General features: G+C 65.4%; 16 protein-coding genes. 12 read left to right on the forward strand and 4 right to left on the reverse strand.

The annotated features are described in order from the left end of the window. Position 1: 1 nt before the first annotated feature. Positions 2 to 757, forward strand: a complete 756-nt coding sequence (locus tag ACQR1X_RS21215; RefSeq protein WP_316179981.1) for an SDR family NAD(P)-dependent oxidoreductase — start codon at positions 2 to 4, stop codon at positions 755 to 757. Between the two features lie 76 nt (positions 758 to 833). Here ACQR1X_RS21215 and ACQR1X_RS21220 read toward each other — a convergent pair whose 3' ends face one another. The 3 genes from ACQR1X_RS21220 to ACQR1X_RS21230 are packed head-to-tail and all read right to left on the reverse strand — an operon-like array spanning position 834 to position 3,394. Next, on the reverse strand, positions 834 to 1,544 hold the full coding sequence (locus ACQR1X_RS21220) for a DUF1045 domain-containing protein (RefSeq protein ID WP_434899504.1): 711 nt from the start codon (positions 1,542 to 1,544) through the stop codon (positions 834 to 836). A 6-nt stretch (positions 1,545 to 1,550) separates the two neighbouring features. Beyond that, positions 1,551 to 2,735, reverse strand: a complete 1,185-nt coding sequence (locus ACQR1X_RS21225) for an alpha-D-ribose 1-methylphosphonate 5-triphosphate diphosphatase (RefSeq protein WP_315803645.1) — start codon at positions 2,733 to 2,735, stop codon at positions 1,551 to 1,553. Next, positions 2,732 to 3,394 carry a DapH/DapD/GlmU-related protein gene (locus ACQR1X_RS21230; RefSeq protein ID WP_315803644.1) on the reverse strand — a complete coding sequence of 221 codons (663 nt, stop codon included), beginning with the start codon at positions 3,392 to 3,394 and terminating at the stop codon, positions 2,732 to 2,734. Before ACQR1X_RS21230 ends, ACQR1X_RS21225 begins: the two co-directional genes overlap by 4 nt. A 175-nt stretch (positions 3,395 to 3,569) precedes the next feature. Here ACQR1X_RS21230 and phnC point away from each other — a divergent pair, with 175 nt between their 5' ends. The 9 genes from phnC to ACQR1X_RS21275 all read left to right on the forward strand — a co-directional run bounded on the left by phnC (position 3,570) and on the right by ACQR1X_RS21275 (position 11,914). Then, positions 3,570 to 4,379 (forward strand): phosphonate ABC transporter ATP-binding protein, encoded by an 810-nt coding sequence (gene phnC / locus ACQR1X_RS21235; protein WP_434899505.1) that lies wholly within the window; start codon positions 3,570 to 3,572, stop codon positions 4,377 to 4,379. A gap of 71 nt (positions 4,380 to 4,450) precedes the next feature. Next, a complete protein-coding gene (gene phnD, locus ACQR1X_RS21240) occupies positions 4,451 to 5,380 on the forward strand; it encodes a phosphonate ABC transporter substrate-binding protein (protein WP_434899506.1) in 930 nt (309 codons plus the stop codon). Between the two features lie 72 nt (positions 5,381 to 5,452). Further along, positions 5,453 to 6,337 carry a phosphonate ABC transporter, permease protein PhnE gene (gene phnE / locus ACQR1X_RS21245; RefSeq protein WP_316179989.1) on the forward strand — a complete coding sequence of 295 codons (885 nt, stop codon included), beginning with the start codon at positions 5,453 to 5,455 and terminating at the stop codon, positions 6,335 to 6,337. Next, entirely contained in the window at positions 6,337 to 7,185 is an 849-nt protein-coding gene (phnE, locus tag ACQR1X_RS21250) for a phosphonate ABC transporter, permease protein PhnE (protein ID WP_434847961.1), read from the forward strand. Before phnE (ACQR1X_RS21245) ends, phnE (ACQR1X_RS21250) begins: the two co-directional genes overlap by 1 nt. 158 nt (positions 7,186 to 7,343) lie before the next feature. After that, positions 7,344 to 8,351, forward strand: coding sequence for an ABC transporter substrate-binding protein (locus ACQR1X_RS21255; RefSeq protein ID WP_315803640.1), 1,008 nt, complete (start codon positions 7,344 to 7,346; stop codon positions 8,349 to 8,351). Positions 8,352 to 8,403: 52 nt separating this feature from the next. Next, positions 8,404 to 9,219: an ABC transporter permease gene (locus tag ACQR1X_RS21260; RefSeq protein WP_434899507.1), complete on the forward strand. Its 816-nt coding sequence runs from the start codon at positions 8,404 to 8,406 to the stop codon at positions 9,217 to 9,219. Between the two features lie 4 nt (positions 9,220 to 9,223). Beyond that, on the forward strand, positions 9,224 to 10,009 hold the full coding sequence (locus ACQR1X_RS21265; RefSeq protein ID WP_316179992.1) for an ABC transporter permease: 786 nt from the start codon (positions 9,224 to 9,226) through the stop codon (positions 10,007 to 10,009). 5 nt (positions 10,010 to 10,014) lie between these two features. Continuing rightward, complete coding sequence (locus ACQR1X_RS21270) at positions 10,015 to 11,067, forward strand: ABC transporter ATP-binding protein (protein WP_434899508.1); 1,053 nt, start codon at positions 10,015 to 10,017, stop codon at positions 11,065 to 11,067. Positions 11,068 to 11,074: 7 nt separating this feature from the next. Then, entirely contained in the window at positions 11,075 to 11,914 is an 840-nt protein-coding gene (locus ACQR1X_RS21275; protein ID WP_434899509.1) for a phosphodiesterase, read from the forward strand. Between the two features lie 30 nt (positions 11,915 to 11,944). On the opposite strand, the gene phnF is transcribed toward ACQR1X_RS21275, so the two are convergent. Next, positions 11,945 to 12,670, reverse strand: a complete 726-nt coding sequence (gene phnF / locus ACQR1X_RS21280) for a phosphonate metabolism transcriptional regulator PhnF (protein WP_316179998.1) — start codon at positions 12,668 to 12,670, stop codon at positions 11,945 to 11,947. 118 nt (positions 12,671 to 12,788) lie between these two features. Here phnF and phnG point away from each other — a divergent pair, with 118 nt between their 5' ends. Both phnG and phnH read left to right on the forward strand, forming a co-directional pair. Continuing rightward, a complete protein-coding gene (phnG, locus tag ACQR1X_RS21285) occupies positions 12,789 to 13,244 on the forward strand; it encodes a phosphonate C-P lyase system protein PhnG (RefSeq protein WP_316217071.1) in 456 nt (151 codons plus the stop codon). Further along, positions 13,244 to 13,855: a phosphonate C-P lyase system protein PhnH gene (gene phnH / locus ACQR1X_RS21290; protein ID WP_315803634.1), complete on the forward strand. Its 612-nt coding sequence runs from the start codon at positions 13,244 to 13,246 to the stop codon at positions 13,853 to 13,855. The genes phnG and phnH overlap by 1 nt, the downstream gene beginning before the upstream one ends. Positions 13,856 to 13,858 lie beyond the last annotated feature (3 nt).

Raw genomic sequence — 13,858 nt, forward strand, 5'->3', positions numbered from 1 at the left:
CATGGATCTGGGATTGGCCGGCAAGAGCGTGCTGGTGACGGGCGGCAGCAAGGGTATTGGCCTTGCGATCGCGGAATTGTTCGCCGAGGAAGGCGCCGGTGTCGCGATCTGTGCGCGCGACGGCGACGCAGTCGGCAAGGTCGTGACGACACTTGCGTCGAAAGGCGTGAAGGCGTGGGGGCAGGGCGTCGACGTCGCCGATCCCGTGGCGCTGAAGGGCTGGGTCGACGGCGCGGCAAGGGAGCTGGGCGGAATCGATTGCGTGGTCTGCAACGTCAGCGCGCTCGCCGTGGGCGACTCTCCGGAGACCTGGGAGAAGTCCTTTCGCACCGACATGATGCATACGGTCAACGCGATCGCGGCAGCAATTCCTTACCTGGAGCAGTCGAAGTCGGCCTCGATCGTCATCATCTCCAGCGTGTCGGGCTTTGAAGTCGATTTCGCCGCCGGATCCTATGGCGCGATCAAGGGTGCGCTGATCCATTACGCCAAGGGCCTCGCGCATCAACTGGTCGGCAAAGGCATTCGCGTCAACGCGGTGTCGCCGGGCAACACCTATTTCGAGGGCGGCATCTGGCAGAACATCGAGAATGGATCGCCTGACCTGTTCAAGACCGCAATGGGCTTGAATCCGACGGGGCGCATGGGAACAGCCCAGGAGGTGGCCTACGGCGTCGTGATGCTCGCAAGCCCGCTCGCAAGCCGCATTTCGGGAACCAATCTGATCATCGATGGCGCCCTGACGAAGGCGGTGTAGGTCCGACGAGATTGCCGGTCGCGCTGTTCGACCGGCAGGCGCGGCCGCACCATGCGGCCATGCCGAACTGACGTCCCTAGATGCGCTGGACGGCCGTGAGCGGCCAGTCTCCGATGATGCCGAACCGCTGGCGGGCGTTGGGCTGGCGGAACAACACGATCCGGTCGATCCGGAGCTCTGTCAGCGACAGCGCCGCAAATCTCTGCTGCAGCATCGTCAGGATCGGCCGGCGTCGTTCGTCGGACAGCCGGCAGGTCAGCGTCATGTGGAAGCGGAAATCCTCCATGACATAGGGATAGCCCCAGCGATCGAGATGATCGCGCTGTCGTGGTGTCAGCAGGTCCGGCTTGCGCCGTGCACGGTCCTCGGCGGTCATCGGCGCGCGAAACGGCTCGAACGTCCGGACACAATCGGCTGCGAGCTGTTGCAGCGCCGGCGAGGGCTCGCCAGGGATCATCGCGACGAAGCCGCTGATCGAGTCCACGATGGGACGAATGATCGGAATGGCGCGCGGCCTTGCCGCGAACGTCGCACAGGCGTCGCGGAGCGAGGCTTCGCTCTGCGCATCGGCCAGTTCGAACGGCGCCTTCAAAGTGGCGTGGAAGCCATATTTGCGCGGGTCCGCGCTCAGCTCGGCCCAATCGGGAACCGCGCGAACGACTTCTTCCGGAAAGCTCGGCTCGTCGCCGCTCCAGGCGTCGTAACCCAGCAGGCTCGCGCCGAATCCGGCCAAGCCCGTCGTCGCCGCCGGGGCGTAGTAGATCGCGTAGCGGGGCGCATCGACCATGATCTGCTACTCCGCCGCGATGGTGCGCACGGGCACTGCGTTCAGCCGATGGGTCTCGGCCAGATAGACCAGCCGGCCGGACGCGATGACGGCGACGACGCGGGGGCGCAACGGCACGCGGTCATCGACCAGAATGACGTCGGCGCGGCGGCCTTCGGCCAGCGTCCCGCGGTCCGCCAGTCCGGCCGCGCGTGCGGGGCCGCCCGAGATCAGATCCCAGGCGCGTGCCAGCGGCAGAACGCCGTCGGCCGCGAGCCGATACGCCGCCAGCAGCGGCGCTGGATAGTAGTAGTCGGAGGCCAGCACCGAGCAGAGGCCCTTGGCGATCATGTCGCTGGCTCGCGTCCACCCGGTATGGCTGCCGCCCCGAACGACGTTGGGCGCGCCGAAGACGATCGCGTCTCCGCCCTGAGCGGCCTCGCGCGCAGTCTCCTCGTTGACCGGAAATTCCGCGATGGTCACGCCCTGGCTGCGAAACGCCTTGCGCATGGCCGGGCTGTCGTCGTCGTGCGACAGCATGCGGACGCCAGCCTTGCGTGCGATGTCGGCCAGCCGCGCGATCGAGGCTGGAACGGCATCCGCGCGAGAGGCGATGCGCGCGACCAGCCGGTCGAACTCCGCGCCGGGCAGGCCGGTGCGGTCGACCATGCGCTGGCGCTTGTGCGGCGTGTCCAGGCTCGCGACCGTCGAGTCCATGTGATCGTTGAAGGCGAACAGGTCGACGCGCCGATCGGCGAGCCACTGGCCGATTTCCTCCTCGTCGTCGAGATTGAAGGTCTCGTGGCGCAGATGAAAGCGCGTGTCGGCCGCGAGCTGCGGGCGCAGCGCTTCGATCGATTCGAGCAGCCGCCGCGCATTGTCGGCGCTGCGCAGGCCCGGCTCCCATGACCAGGTCGTTGCGTGGAAGACCGTGGTGATGCCATTGCTGACGGCCTGGCGGTCGCTGTCGATCAGCGCGACGTCGGTCGGGAAATCGACCCCGGCGCGCGGCATCATCTGGCGCTCGAACGCATCGCCGTGGATGTCGACGATGCCGGGGAGCACGGTGAGCCCCTCCGCATCGAGTTCGAGACCTGACCGGCACCCCGGTGTCCCGATGCCGGCGATGACGTCGCCGGATATGATCAAGGAGGTGTCCACGAGCTCTGTGTCGACGAGGCAGCGGCCCCGCGAGATTGAGATATCGGTCATGGGGCGGCACTCTGCCGTACCGGGACGCGGGCGTCGAGAGCGGCCTCGTATTTATCCAGGAACGCGGTGATCTCGAGCTTGCGGAAATCGGGCAGCGCCGCGCGCAGCGCCTCGTGCTTCCAATCCCACCACGCCAGATCGAGCAGCCGCTGCTCGACCTCGCGCGGAAACCGGCGCTTGACCGGGCGCGCCGGATTGCCGGCGACGATCGTATAGGCCGGAACGTCCTTGGTGACGATGGCGCCAGCCGCCACGACCGCGCCGGTGCCGATGTTGCGGCCCGGCAGCACGATCGCGCCATGGCCGATCCAGACGTCGTGTCCGATCCGGACATGATGCTCTCGCCGCCAGGCGAAGAACTCGGCATCGTCGGGCTCGCCTGGAAAATAGGCGCTGGCGCGATAGGTGAAATGGGCCTGCGTCGCCCGCTGCATCGGGTGGTTGCCCGGGTTGATCCGGGTCATCGCCGCGATCGAGCAGAACTTGCCGACCGTCGTGTAGGTGATCTGGGAATCGTTGACCACGTAGGAGTAGTCGCCCATCGTCACCTCCTGCAGGATGGTGCGGGCGCCGATCTCGCAATAGGCGCCGAGCGTCACGTCCTGGAGCTTGGCCGAAGGGTCAACGGTAGGTTCAATCGAAAGCAGCTTGCCGGCCATCTCGCGTCCTGTCTCTACGCCTGTGAAGGTGTTGGGTCTCCCCTATGACAGAGGCGTGACATCTACATGACCGCCGACCGGCATGTGGACGGATGTGGCGCCGCAGTGTTGCTGTCACATAGCTGTAGAATCCAGACGTTAGCGATAGGCCAAAGCGAGGCGTCTGGAGAATTCAATGCTGGTGGTGGATGGCCTGACGTGCCGTTTTGGCATGAAAGCCGCGGTCGACAATGCGTCCTTCTCTGTTGCACCCGGCAGCTTCGTCGGCGTGATCGGGCGTTCCGGCGCGGGCAAGTCGACCCTGCTGCGGTCCATCAATCGCCTGAGTCCTGTGAGCGGCGGCCGCATTTTCTTCAGGGATCTCGATGTGACGGCGCTGCGCGGCCGCGACCTGCGGCAGTGGCGCGCGCGCTCGGCGATGATCTTCCAGCAGTTCAATCTGGTCGGCCGATTGGACGTGCTCACGAACGTCCTGATGGGGCGACTCGCCGAAATCCCGTCGTGGCGCTCTCTGGCGCAGCTCTGGCCGGCGGCGGATGTTGCCATGGCGCTGTCCGCGCTCGAGCAGTTCGACATGGCCTCCCTCGCCGCGCAGCGCGCCGATCAGCTTTCGGGCGGGCAGCAGCAGCGCGTCGCGATCGCGCGCGCGCTGGTCCAGAATCCGGAAATCATCTTGGCCGATGAGCCGATCGCCTCGCTCGATCCGCGCAACACCAAGATCGTCATGGACGCGCTGCTGCGCATCAACAAGCATTTCGGCATCACCGTGATCTGCAATCTGCACTCGCTCGATCTGGCGCGCAGCTATTGCGACCGATTGATCGGAATGGCGAATGGTCGGGTCGTGTTCGACGATCTGCCGGCGGCGCTCACCGGCCAGATCGCGCGCGAGCTGTACGATCTGGAGGCCGACGAGGTGATGCCGCCGGCAATGCCCAAAGCTCCCGAATCCGTTCCGGCTGTCGGCAAAGTTGCCGTCGCCTGATTGCCTGCGTGCTGCGGGCGCATCTGTCGTGTCAATCCTGACATCGTCCCCTGAAACTTGAAGGACGTTCCATGATCAATCGTCGTCTCATTCTGGCCGGTTTGGCCACTCTGTCGTTCGCTTCGTCCGCCTCGGCCGAGGACTGGCGAACCAAATATCCGGAGATCACCTTTGCCGCGATCCCGGCCGAAAACGGCTCGGGTGTCGTCGAGCGTTACACGCCGTTCGTGAACTATCTTTCCAAGGAGCTCGGCGTCAAGGTGACGCTGCGCGTCGCCAATGACTACGCCGCGGTCATCGAGGGCCAGCGCGCCGGCAACATTCACATCGGCTATTATGGTCCGGCCTCCTTCGCCCGCGCGCGCGTGACGGGCGTAAAGACGGACGCTTTCGTGATCGACGTCAACTCGGACGGCTCGAAGGGCTATTATTCAGTGTTCTACGTGCTCGCCAAGAGCCCGTACCAGAAGCTCGAGGATCTGAAGGGCAAGAATCTCGGCCTGGTGGACCCGAACTCGACCTCTGGCAACAACATGCCGCGCTTCAAGATGAGCCAGATGGGCATCGACCCCGACACCTATTTCTCCCAGGTCATCTTTACGGGCAGCCACGAGAACGCCGTGCTTGCCCTGGCGCAGGGAACCGTCGACGTCGCCGCAAACTGGTGGAACAACGGAGATGACTCCAACCTGACCCGCATGCTCACCAAGAACATGGTGAAGTCGGCCGACGGCACGCCGCTGAAGAAGGAAGATTTCCGCATCATCGGCAAGTCGGACATGATCATCAACTCGCCCTACGCCTATCTCAGCGACCTGCCCACCGACATGAAGGCCGCAATCAAGCAGGCCTTCCTCGACGCGGCGAAGAAGGATCCGGAAGCCTTCGCCAAGCTGTCCGACGGCAAGAACAAGCCGTGGGAGGTGATCTCGACGGAGGACTACAACAAGACTGTCGAGCTGATCAAATTCGTCGACTCTCTGCGCAAGAAGGGCTCGTAAGCGTTGCACCGGGCCGGCGGGGACCGCGTCATCGAAGCCCCGCCGGCCTATTTGCGCTTTGCACCGGCAAACATGTCGTCAGCCGTCGCCATCCTGCCTGAACAGCAGCTCGAACCTTTGCAGCGCGCCTACCGCAAAGCGGTGGCGCGCAAGCGTCTGCGTGCCGTGGTCGTGCTGGTTGCGTGCGGCCTCGTGCTGTTCGTTTCAGCCATCGGTTCGGAGGTCAACCTCCGAACGCTCGTCACCTATCTCGGCAACTTCCTCAGCTATTTCGACCGGCTCTTCACGCTCGACGACGGACACCGCGTGTGGACCAACCTGCCGGAATGGCTCTGGGGCCTGCGCAAATGGACGCGGCTTCTCGGTGAGACGATCCTGATCAGCTATGTCGGAACCATGCTCGGCGCCGTCCTGGCGTTTGCATTGAATTTCCTCGCGGCCGAGAACACCTCTCCTGCATCCTGGCTGCGCTTCGCGGTCCGGCGCCTGCTCGAGTTTGCCCGCACGGTGCCGGGCATCGTGTTCGCTCTGATTTTTGTCATGGCCTTCGGATTGGGGCCAATGGCCGGCGTATTCGCCATCGCGATCCACTCCTGCGGTGCGCTCGGCAAGCTGTTTTCGGAGGTCGTCGAAAACGTCGACATGAAGCCGGTCGAGGGAGTCCGCGCGACCGGTGCCGGCTGGCTGTCCTGCATGCGCTTTGCCGTCCTGCCACAGGTCGTCGCAGGCTACACGAGCTACACGTTGCTGCGGTTCGAGATCAACGTCCGCGAGGCGTCGGTGATGGGCTTCGTCGGTGCGGGTGGCATCGGCCAGGAGCTCGTCGTCGCGATCCGCAAGTTCTACTATTCCGACGTCAGCGCGATCCTCGTTCTGATCATCCTGACGGTGTTTGTCATCGACATTGGCACGGGGCTGCTGCGCAGCCGTCTCTTCGGCAGCGAAGGCCGGGCATGATGCGAAAGCTGGACGAGATCGATACCGCCGCGCTGCGATCGCGATACCCAGGCGTGTTCGAGCGGCCGGCGTCCGCCCGTCTGGCGACGCCGCTGGCGGCCGTTGCCGCGATGGGGATCTTCGTGTTCGGGCTCGTCGATCTCGGCTTCTCGCCGACGAGGTTGTTGGCGGGCATCAGTCAACTCGGTTGGATCACCCTGATGATGCTGCCGCCGGATCCCGGTGCATCGCTTCCGACCTATCTGAAATCGATGGGAGAGACACTGTCGATTGCCATGCTCGGCACGATGCTCGCGGCCGTGCTCGCGCTGCCCGTCAGCCTGCTCGCGGCGCGCAATATCGTCCCGTCCGCAATCTTCCGCTTTCCGGTACGGCGGTTGTTCGACAGCATCCGCGGCGTCGATACGCTGATCTGGGCGCTGGTCTGGATCAACGTCGTTGGACTCGGTCCATTCGCCGGTGTGCTCGCGATTGCCGTGTCCGACTTCGGCGCGTTGGGCAAGCTGTTCTCGGAGGCGATCGAGGGGGCCGACCGGCGCCAGGTCGAGGGCGTTCGTGCAGCCGGCGGCAGCGCGCTGCATGAGATCCGCTTCGGCCTCCTGCCGCAGGTTCTTCCCGTGATTGCCGGCCAAGTGCTCTACTTCATCGAATCCAACACGCGCTCGGCGACGATCATCGGCATCGTCGGCGCCGGTGGCATCGGACTGCAACTCGCCGAACAGATCCGCGTGCTGGAATGGCAGAAGGTGTCGTTCCTGATCCTGATGATCCTGGTGGCGGTGGCCGCGATCGACTGGATCTCGGGCAAGCTGCGCTTTGCGATCATCGGCCGCCGCGCCATCGCTTGAACGGCGTGGCATCCGAAGGTTGCGATCGTTTGCCTACGAACGATCAGGGTGCGGCGTCCGCTGTGTGTGCTGCACCCGGTGTCGCAAATCCTTCATGTGCCGCCTTTAGGGGAAGCTCCGGAACTGGCCGTGATGCCAGGAATACGGAGTCTATCCTCATGAAGCTCACCCGCCTCGTTCTCGCGCTGCTCGCGCTGTGCGTCGCCGCATCGTGGCAGCCGGCCAAGGCTGCGGACGTCATCTGCTACAACTGCCCGCCGGAATGGGCCGACTGGGCCTCGATGCTCAAGGCGATCAAGACCGATCTCGGCTACGACATTCCGCACGACAACAAGAACTCCGGCCAGGCGCTGGCGCAGATCCTTGCCGAGAAGAGCAACCCAGTCGGCGACATCGGCTATTTCGGAGTCACCTTCGGAATGAAGGCGAAGACGCAGGACGCGCTCGAGGCCTACAAGCCGGCGAACTGGGATCAGGTCCCCGCCGGCTTGAAGGATGCGGATGGCTACTGGACCACGATCCACTCCGGCACGCTCGGCCTGTTCGTGAACAAGGATGCGCTTGGCGGCAAGCCGGTCCCGGCCTGCTGGAAGGATCTGCTCAAGCCGGACTACAAGGGCATGGTCGGCTATCTCGACCCGAGCTCGGCTGCCGTCGGCTATGTCGGCGCCGTCGCCGTCAATCTCGCGCTCGGCGGTTCGCAAGCGAATTTCGAACCTGCCGTCACGTTCTTCAAGGACCTGCGCAAGAACGATCCGATCGTGCCAAAGCAGACGTCCTACGCGCGTGTCGTCTCGGGCGAGATCCCGATCCTGTTCGACTACGATTTCAACGCCTACCGCGCGAAATATACCGAGAAGGGCAATTTCGAGTTCGTGATTCCCTGCGAAGGCTCGGTGGTCTTCCCCTACGTCGTCGGCCTGGTGAAGAACGCACCCGACAAGGACAAGGCGAAGAAGGTGATCGACTATCTGCTCTCCGACAAGGGCCAGGCGATCTGGACCAATGCCTATCTGCGCCCGGCGCGCCCGATCGAGCTGCCGGACGCGGTGAAGAACAAGTTCCTGCCGGACAGCGACTACGCCCGCGCCAAGAGCGTGAACTGGGGCGATATGGAAGCCGCGCAAAAGGGCTTCGTCGATCGCTATCTGTCCGAAGTCCGCTGAAGGAGCACCGCGCCTCCGCCGGAGAGGATCCGGCGGAGGCGCACTTGATCACATGTCGCACAGTTCATTCGTCCGGCTCTGCCTGCTGCCATTGGCAGCCGTCACCGCGGCCTTCTTCCTGCTTCCGATGGCGAGGCTGCTCGTCACCGGCGCCGAGGGACCGCACGGTCTGGCCGAATATCTCGCGATCATCATCGAGGCACGCTACCGCACGACACTTCTCAACACGCTGGCGCTGGCGGCGGCCACCACGATCGCGACCCTGGTCATCGCGACGATCGCCGGCCTGTTCCTGCAGCGTCACCGGTTTCCGGGCCGCGCGCTCCTGGTCGCGATCCTGACGTTTCCGCTCGCGTTCCCGGGCGTCGTGGTCGGCTTCATGATCATCCTTTTGGCTGGCCGCCAGGGGCTGATCGGCGAGATCTCGTCCCGGCTCACCGGCGACAAGCTCGTATTCGCCTATTCGATCTACGGGCTGTTCCTCGGCTATCTCTATTTCTCGATTCCGCGGGTGATCCTCACGATCATGGCTGCCGCGCAGAAATTGGATCCGGGCCTGGAGGAGGCCGCGCGCTCGCTCGGCGCCGGCCCCTGGGCCGTGCTGCGCGACGTGATCCTGCCGGCCTTGACGCCGGCGCTGATCGCGTCCGGCGCGATCGCGTTCGCGACGGCGATGGGCGCGTTCGGAACGGCATTCACCTTGGCCACGAACATCGACGTGTTGCCGATGCTGATCTACACGGAGTTCACGCTGGCCGGAAACCTTGCCACCTCGGCGGCGCTCTCGGTCGGGCTTGGCCTGATGACCTGGCTGATGCTGGCACTGGCGCGCTCCTTCGCCGGCAGCTCCGTGGCAGCGGCAGGGTAGGCACGTGCGCGACCGAGCCATCTTCATCCTTCAACTGCTGTTCACATTGCTGGTCGCTGCCTTCCTGGCCGTGCCGGCCGGCCTTTCGATCGTGGCGGGCGTGACCGTCAACTACTTCCGCGGCATTCAGTCCGGCGTGACCTTGCAGTGGGTGGCCCAGGTCTGGGAGCTCTACGCGGGCACGATCATGGCGTCGATCCTGATCGCGCTGGGCACGCTGGCGGTCACGCTCGTGGTCGGTGTTCCCGCGGCCTACGCGCTGTACGTTCGCGGCGGACGGCTGGCGCGGCTGGTCGAGGAGATCATCACCTTGCCGCTCGCGATTCCCGGGCTCGCCATCGCGCTGGCGCTGTTGCTCACCTATGGCGGGGCCGGAAGCTTCCGTCGCTCGTGGCTGTTCATCCTCGTCGGCCACGTGATCTTCACGATGCCGTTCATGGTGCGGTCCGTCATGGCGGTGTTCTCGACGATCGACGTGACATCGCTCGACGAGGGCGCCGCATCGGTCGGTGCCGCGCCCTGGCGACGCTTCATCGACGTCATCGTTCCCAATGCCGCGCCCGGCATCCTGGCGGGCAGCCTGATGGTGGTGACGCTATCTCTCGGAGAGTTCAACCTGACCTGGATGTTGCACACGCCGCTGACCAAGACATTGCCGGTCGGCCTCGCCGACAGCTATGCGTCGATGCGTCTCGAGGTCGCGTCCGCCTACACGCTGATCTTCTTCGTCATGATCATCCCGCTGCTGGTGGCCATGCAATGGGTCGGCGAGAGAGGAAGCCTGCGGTGAGCACGATGACCCGGCATGGAGCCGCCCTCAAGGTGGAGAATTGCGGCAAGACCTTTGCCGACGGGACGTGCGCACTCGCGCCGGCCACGCTCGACATCGCACAGAGCGAGACGCTGGTGCTGCTGGGGCCGTCCGGCTGCGGCAAGACCACGCTGCTGCGGATCGTGGCCGGGCTCGAAACGCCCGATGCGGGGGGGCGCGTGCTGTTCGACGGCAAGGATCTGACGCGACAGCCGATCGAGAAGCGCAATGTCGGCATGGTGTTCCAGTCCTACGCGCTGTTCCCCAACATGACGGTTGCGGACAATATCGGCTACGGGCTCAAGATCCGCGGCGTGGCCAAGCCGGAGCGCGCCGCGCGCGTCGCCGAGCTGGTCGCGCTGACCAATCTGGGCGGTCTTGAAGACCGGCGCATCGATCAGCTCTCGGGCGGTCAGCGTCAGCGCGTCGCGCTGGCGCGCGCAGTCGCCATCCGCCCGAGCGTGCTGCTGCTCGACGAGCCGCTCACCGCACTCGATGCCGCCTTGCGGGAGCGCCTGCGCGGCGAGCTCAACGGCCTGTTGCGCACGCTCGGCATCACGGCGATCTACGTCACGCATGATCAGGCTGAAGCCATGGAGCTCGGCGACCGCATCGTCGTGATGCGCAAGGGCGCGATCGCCCAGATCGGGACGCCGCAAGAGGTCTATTTTGCGCCGGCCGATCGTTTCGTCGCGGAGTTCGTCGGCGCGGCCAACATCATCGAGGCGCCGCTCGACGGCGGCCAGCTCGTTCTGCCGGGAGGCCGGCAGCCGATCGCCGATCCCGGTCCACGCAACCTGGCGGTGGCGATGGTTCGGCCGGAAACGATCGCGATCGTCGACGCCGCGGCATCGAGTCTGACCGGCGTCGTCGACAGCGTCCGCTTTGCCGGCGACCGGCAGCGGATCGTTGTCCGCGATGCCGCCGCGATCGCACTGACCGTGGACGCGCCGAATACGATCAGGGTCGCTGCGGGCGAGCGGATCGGCCTGCGGATTGCGCCCGAGTCCATTCGTCTGCTGCCGGAGAAGGGTTGATCAGCCGATGACCAAGAGCCCCGTCACCATTGCCCAGATCTCCGACCTGCACATCAAGGCGCCCGGCCGGCTCGCCTACCGCCGCGTCGATACGGCGCGTGCGCTGGCCCGTTGCATCATGGAGCTCAACCGGTTCGCGCCGAAGCTCGATCTGGTGGTGATCTCGGGCGATCTCGCCGATACGCCGTCGCCGGCCGAGTACGATCATCTGAAAGATCTTCTTGCCGGCCTCGAGATTCCATTCGCCGCCGTACCAGGCAATCACGATTCCCGCGAACTGATGCGCGCGGCGTTTCCCGGCGCTGCTCATGAGCAGTCGGCGCCACTGAACCAGCATGTGGAACTGGCCGGTCTCGATCTGCTTCTGCTCGATTCCAGCGTGCCCGGCCATCCGCATGGCGAATTGGACGAGGCGAGTCTGCAATGGCTCGATGCCAGGCTGTCCACCTCCAGCGAAAGGCCGGCCCTGCTGTTCCTGCACCACCCGCCATTCACCACCGGCATCTGGCACATGGACCGGCAGAACCTGCGCAATGCCGACGATCTCGCGGCGATCCTCGCGCGCCATCCGCGGGTGCAACTGATCGGATGCGGTCACGTTCATCGCGCGACGCTGACCCGGTTTGCAGGCATTCCCTGCACGATCTGTCCAGCGCCGAACCATGCCGTCGCGCTCGATCTGGCCGAGCTGCGCCCGCCATCCTTCCGGATCGAGCCACCGGCCTTTCACCTCCACGCCTGGTTTCCGGGGGCGGGCTTCGGAACGGTCGTCACCCATCAGGTGCCGATCGGCGATTTCGACGGGCCGCATCCGTTCTTCAATCAGGACGGCACGCTCATCGACTGAGCGCGCACGGGGGAGTAGCGGACGTCTGGTCTAGCTCTCGACCTCGAACGTCACGCGCTCCGCGGCGAAACGCGAGCGCTTGCTGACGAGCGGCGTCCCGTCGGCATCGACATCGGTGCTGTCGACCACCAGCACCGGACGGCCCAGTGCGAGGTCGAGCCGCGCGGCGTCGCTCGCGTCGGCGATCGCCGCCGTGATCCTGGTCGCGCCGCGGCGATAGTCGCGAATGCCGTAATGGGCGAGCAAGGCGGTCATCGAGCGCACCGACGCGAAGATGTGGCCGGCCTCGGGGAAACGCTCGGCCGACAGCCAGGATGTGCTCACGCAGATCGGCGTCTTGTCGGCGAGACGCAGCGCCTCGATCCGCACCAATGGTGCGCCCGTCTTCAATCGCAGCTCGCGCGCGAGCTCGCGCGTCGCGGGCTCTTCGGACGCTGCGATCAGCTGTCCACGCGGCTCGCGCCCGCCGGCCCCCACGATCTCGGAGAACCTGGTGCGCGATCTCAGAGGATATGACAGACGAGGCGCTTCGACATAGGTGCCGCTGCCGCGCTCGGCGCGCACGAGGCCGCGCTCCGCCAAGGTAGCGAGCGCGCGACGCACCGTATGACGGTTGACGCGATAGGTTTCGGCGATTTCGGTCTCGCCGGGCAGGCGCGTTCCGGCCGCGAAGCGGCCGTCGGCGATGTCGCGCTCGATGCCGTCGGCCACCCGCCGCCACAGCGCCACGCCCGAGTCGGCGCCTTGCATGCTCATCCACGGCTCTCCGCTGTCCGGCCTGAAATCACGCCCATGTCATCAAACAGTCATGGCGCTTCGCTACGAAGTTGTCTATTAACATAGACAACTTCGAGACGGCAAGATCGGGATGACGATGGACGGCGAGACCACGATTCAGGACCGGCGCAGGGCGGCGATGCGGGTATTGGCGCATGCCTCGCATGCGGACATCCGCGCCAGGCTGAATGACCTCGCGGTGCCTGAGTATCGCGATCTTCGTCCGGCGGAGAATGGCCTGGTGATGCTGCGGGGACGGATCGGCGGCGACGGTGCGCCGTTCAATGTCGGCGAGGCGACGGTGTCGCGCGCCGCGGTGCGGCTCGAGAGCGGCGAGGTCGGGTTCGGCTATGTGCTGGGACGCGACGCCGGCAAGGCGCGCCTGATCGCGCTGTGTGACGCGATGATCCAGTCATCAAGCCATGTGCGATCGATCGAGACGCAGGTGGTCGCACCGCTGCAGGCGCAGATGCGTGCATCGCGGGCCCACCGCGCGGAGCAGGCTGCGGCCACGCGTGTCGATTTCTATACGATGGTGCGAGGAGAAGGCTGATGGGTGCCGCCGCTTCCGATCTGCAGCCCGGCTTCGCCGACAATGTGCTGTCCGCGCAATCCACCTTCCGTATCGTCATGGAGGCCATGGCGCGTCCGGGAAGTCTGCGACAGGTCGAGGGCAATGTCGGCCGGCCGTCGTCGTTGATGCCAGGTGCCGCCGCGATCGCGTTGACCCTGTTCGATCACGATACGCCGATCTGGCTTGATGCGCCGCTCGCCGGCACGTCCGAGGTCGGCGCCTGGCTCAAGTTTCATACGGGGGCGCCGATCGTCGCCGACGCGGCGCTCGCCTGCTTTGCGGTCGCGGCGGACCCGGAAACGCTTCCCGATCTGACTTCATTCGCGCTCGGCAGTGCCGAATATCCCGATCGCTCGACGACGCTGGTCCTGCAGGTGCCGAGCTTGTCCAGAGGTCCGGCGTTCGAGCTGCGTGGTCCGGGCATCGACGGGACGACATCGTTCCGTGCGACGGTCGCGCCGACTGACCTGTTCGAGCGGCTGTCGATCAATGAGAGGCTGTTTCCGCGTGGTGTCGACGTCGTGCTGGTCGATGGCTCGTCCATCGTCGCCATCCCGCGAACGACCCGGCTCGTTTCCGCAGGAGAGTGAGGC

It is taken from the genome of Bradyrhizobium sp. HKCCYLRH3073 (assembly GCF_051167995.1).
GTDB lineage: Bacteria > Pseudomonadota > Alphaproteobacteria > Rhizobiales > Xanthobacteraceae > Bradyrhizobium.

Excerpts from the sequence above, each read along its gene's own strand:
- phnE (WP_434847961.1), top strand. The coding sequence starts at position 6,337 with ATGCGAAAGCTGGACGAGATCGATACCGCCGCGCTGCGATCGCGATAC.
- phnE (WP_316179989.1), top strand. The coding sequence starts at position 5,453 with ATGTCGTCAGCCGTCGCCATCCTGCCTGAACAGCAGCTCGAACCTTTG.
- phnD (WP_434899506.1), top strand. The coding sequence starts at position 4,451 with ATGATCAATCGTCGTCTCATTCTGGCCGGTTTGGCCACTCTGTCGTTC.
- ACQR1X_RS21215 (WP_316179981.1), top strand. The coding sequence starts at position 2 with ATGGATCTGGGATTGGCCGGCAAGAGCGTGCTGGTGACGGGCGGCAGC.
- ACQR1X_RS21270 (WP_434899508.1), top strand. The coding sequence starts at position 10,015 with ATGACCCGGCATGGAGCCGCCCTCAAGGTGGAGAATTGCGGCAAGACC.
- phnC (WP_434899505.1), top strand. The coding sequence starts at position 3,570 with ATGCTGGTGGTGGATGGCCTGACGTGCCGTTTTGGCATGAAAGCCGCG.
- ACQR1X_RS21260 (WP_434899507.1), top strand. The coding sequence starts at position 8,404 with ATGTCGCACAGTTCATTCGTCCGGCTCTGCCTGCTGCCATTGGCAGCC.
- phnH (WP_315803634.1), top strand. The coding sequence starts at position 13,244 with ATGGGTGCCGCCGCTTCCGATCTGCAGCCCGGCTTCGCCGACAATGTG.
- ACQR1X_RS21255 (WP_315803640.1), top strand. The coding sequence starts at position 7,344 with ATGAAGCTCACCCGCCTCGTTCTCGCGCTGCTCGCGCTGTGCGTCGCC.
- ACQR1X_RS21275 (WP_434899509.1), top strand. The coding sequence starts at position 11,075 with ATGACCAAGAGCCCCGTCACCATTGCCCAGATCTCCGACCTGCACATC.
- phnG (WP_316217071.1), top strand. The coding sequence starts at position 12,789 with ATGGACGGCGAGACCACGATTCAGGACCGGCGCAGGGCGGCGATGCGG.
- ACQR1X_RS21220 (WP_434899504.1), bottom strand. The coding sequence starts at position 1,544 with ATGGTCGATGCGCCCCGCTACGCGATCTACTACGCCCCGGCGGCGACG.
- ACQR1X_RS21230 (WP_315803644.1), bottom strand. The coding sequence starts at position 3,394 with ATGGCCGGCAAGCTGCTTTCGATTGAACCTACCGTTGACCCTTCGGCC.
- ACQR1X_RS21225 (WP_315803645.1), bottom strand. The coding sequence starts at position 2,735 with ATGACCGATATCTCAATCTCGCGGGGCCGCTGCCTCGTCGACACAGAG.
- phnF (WP_316179998.1), bottom strand. The coding sequence starts at position 12,670 with ATGAGCATGCAAGGCGCCGACTCGGGCGTGGCGCTGTGGCGGCGGGTG.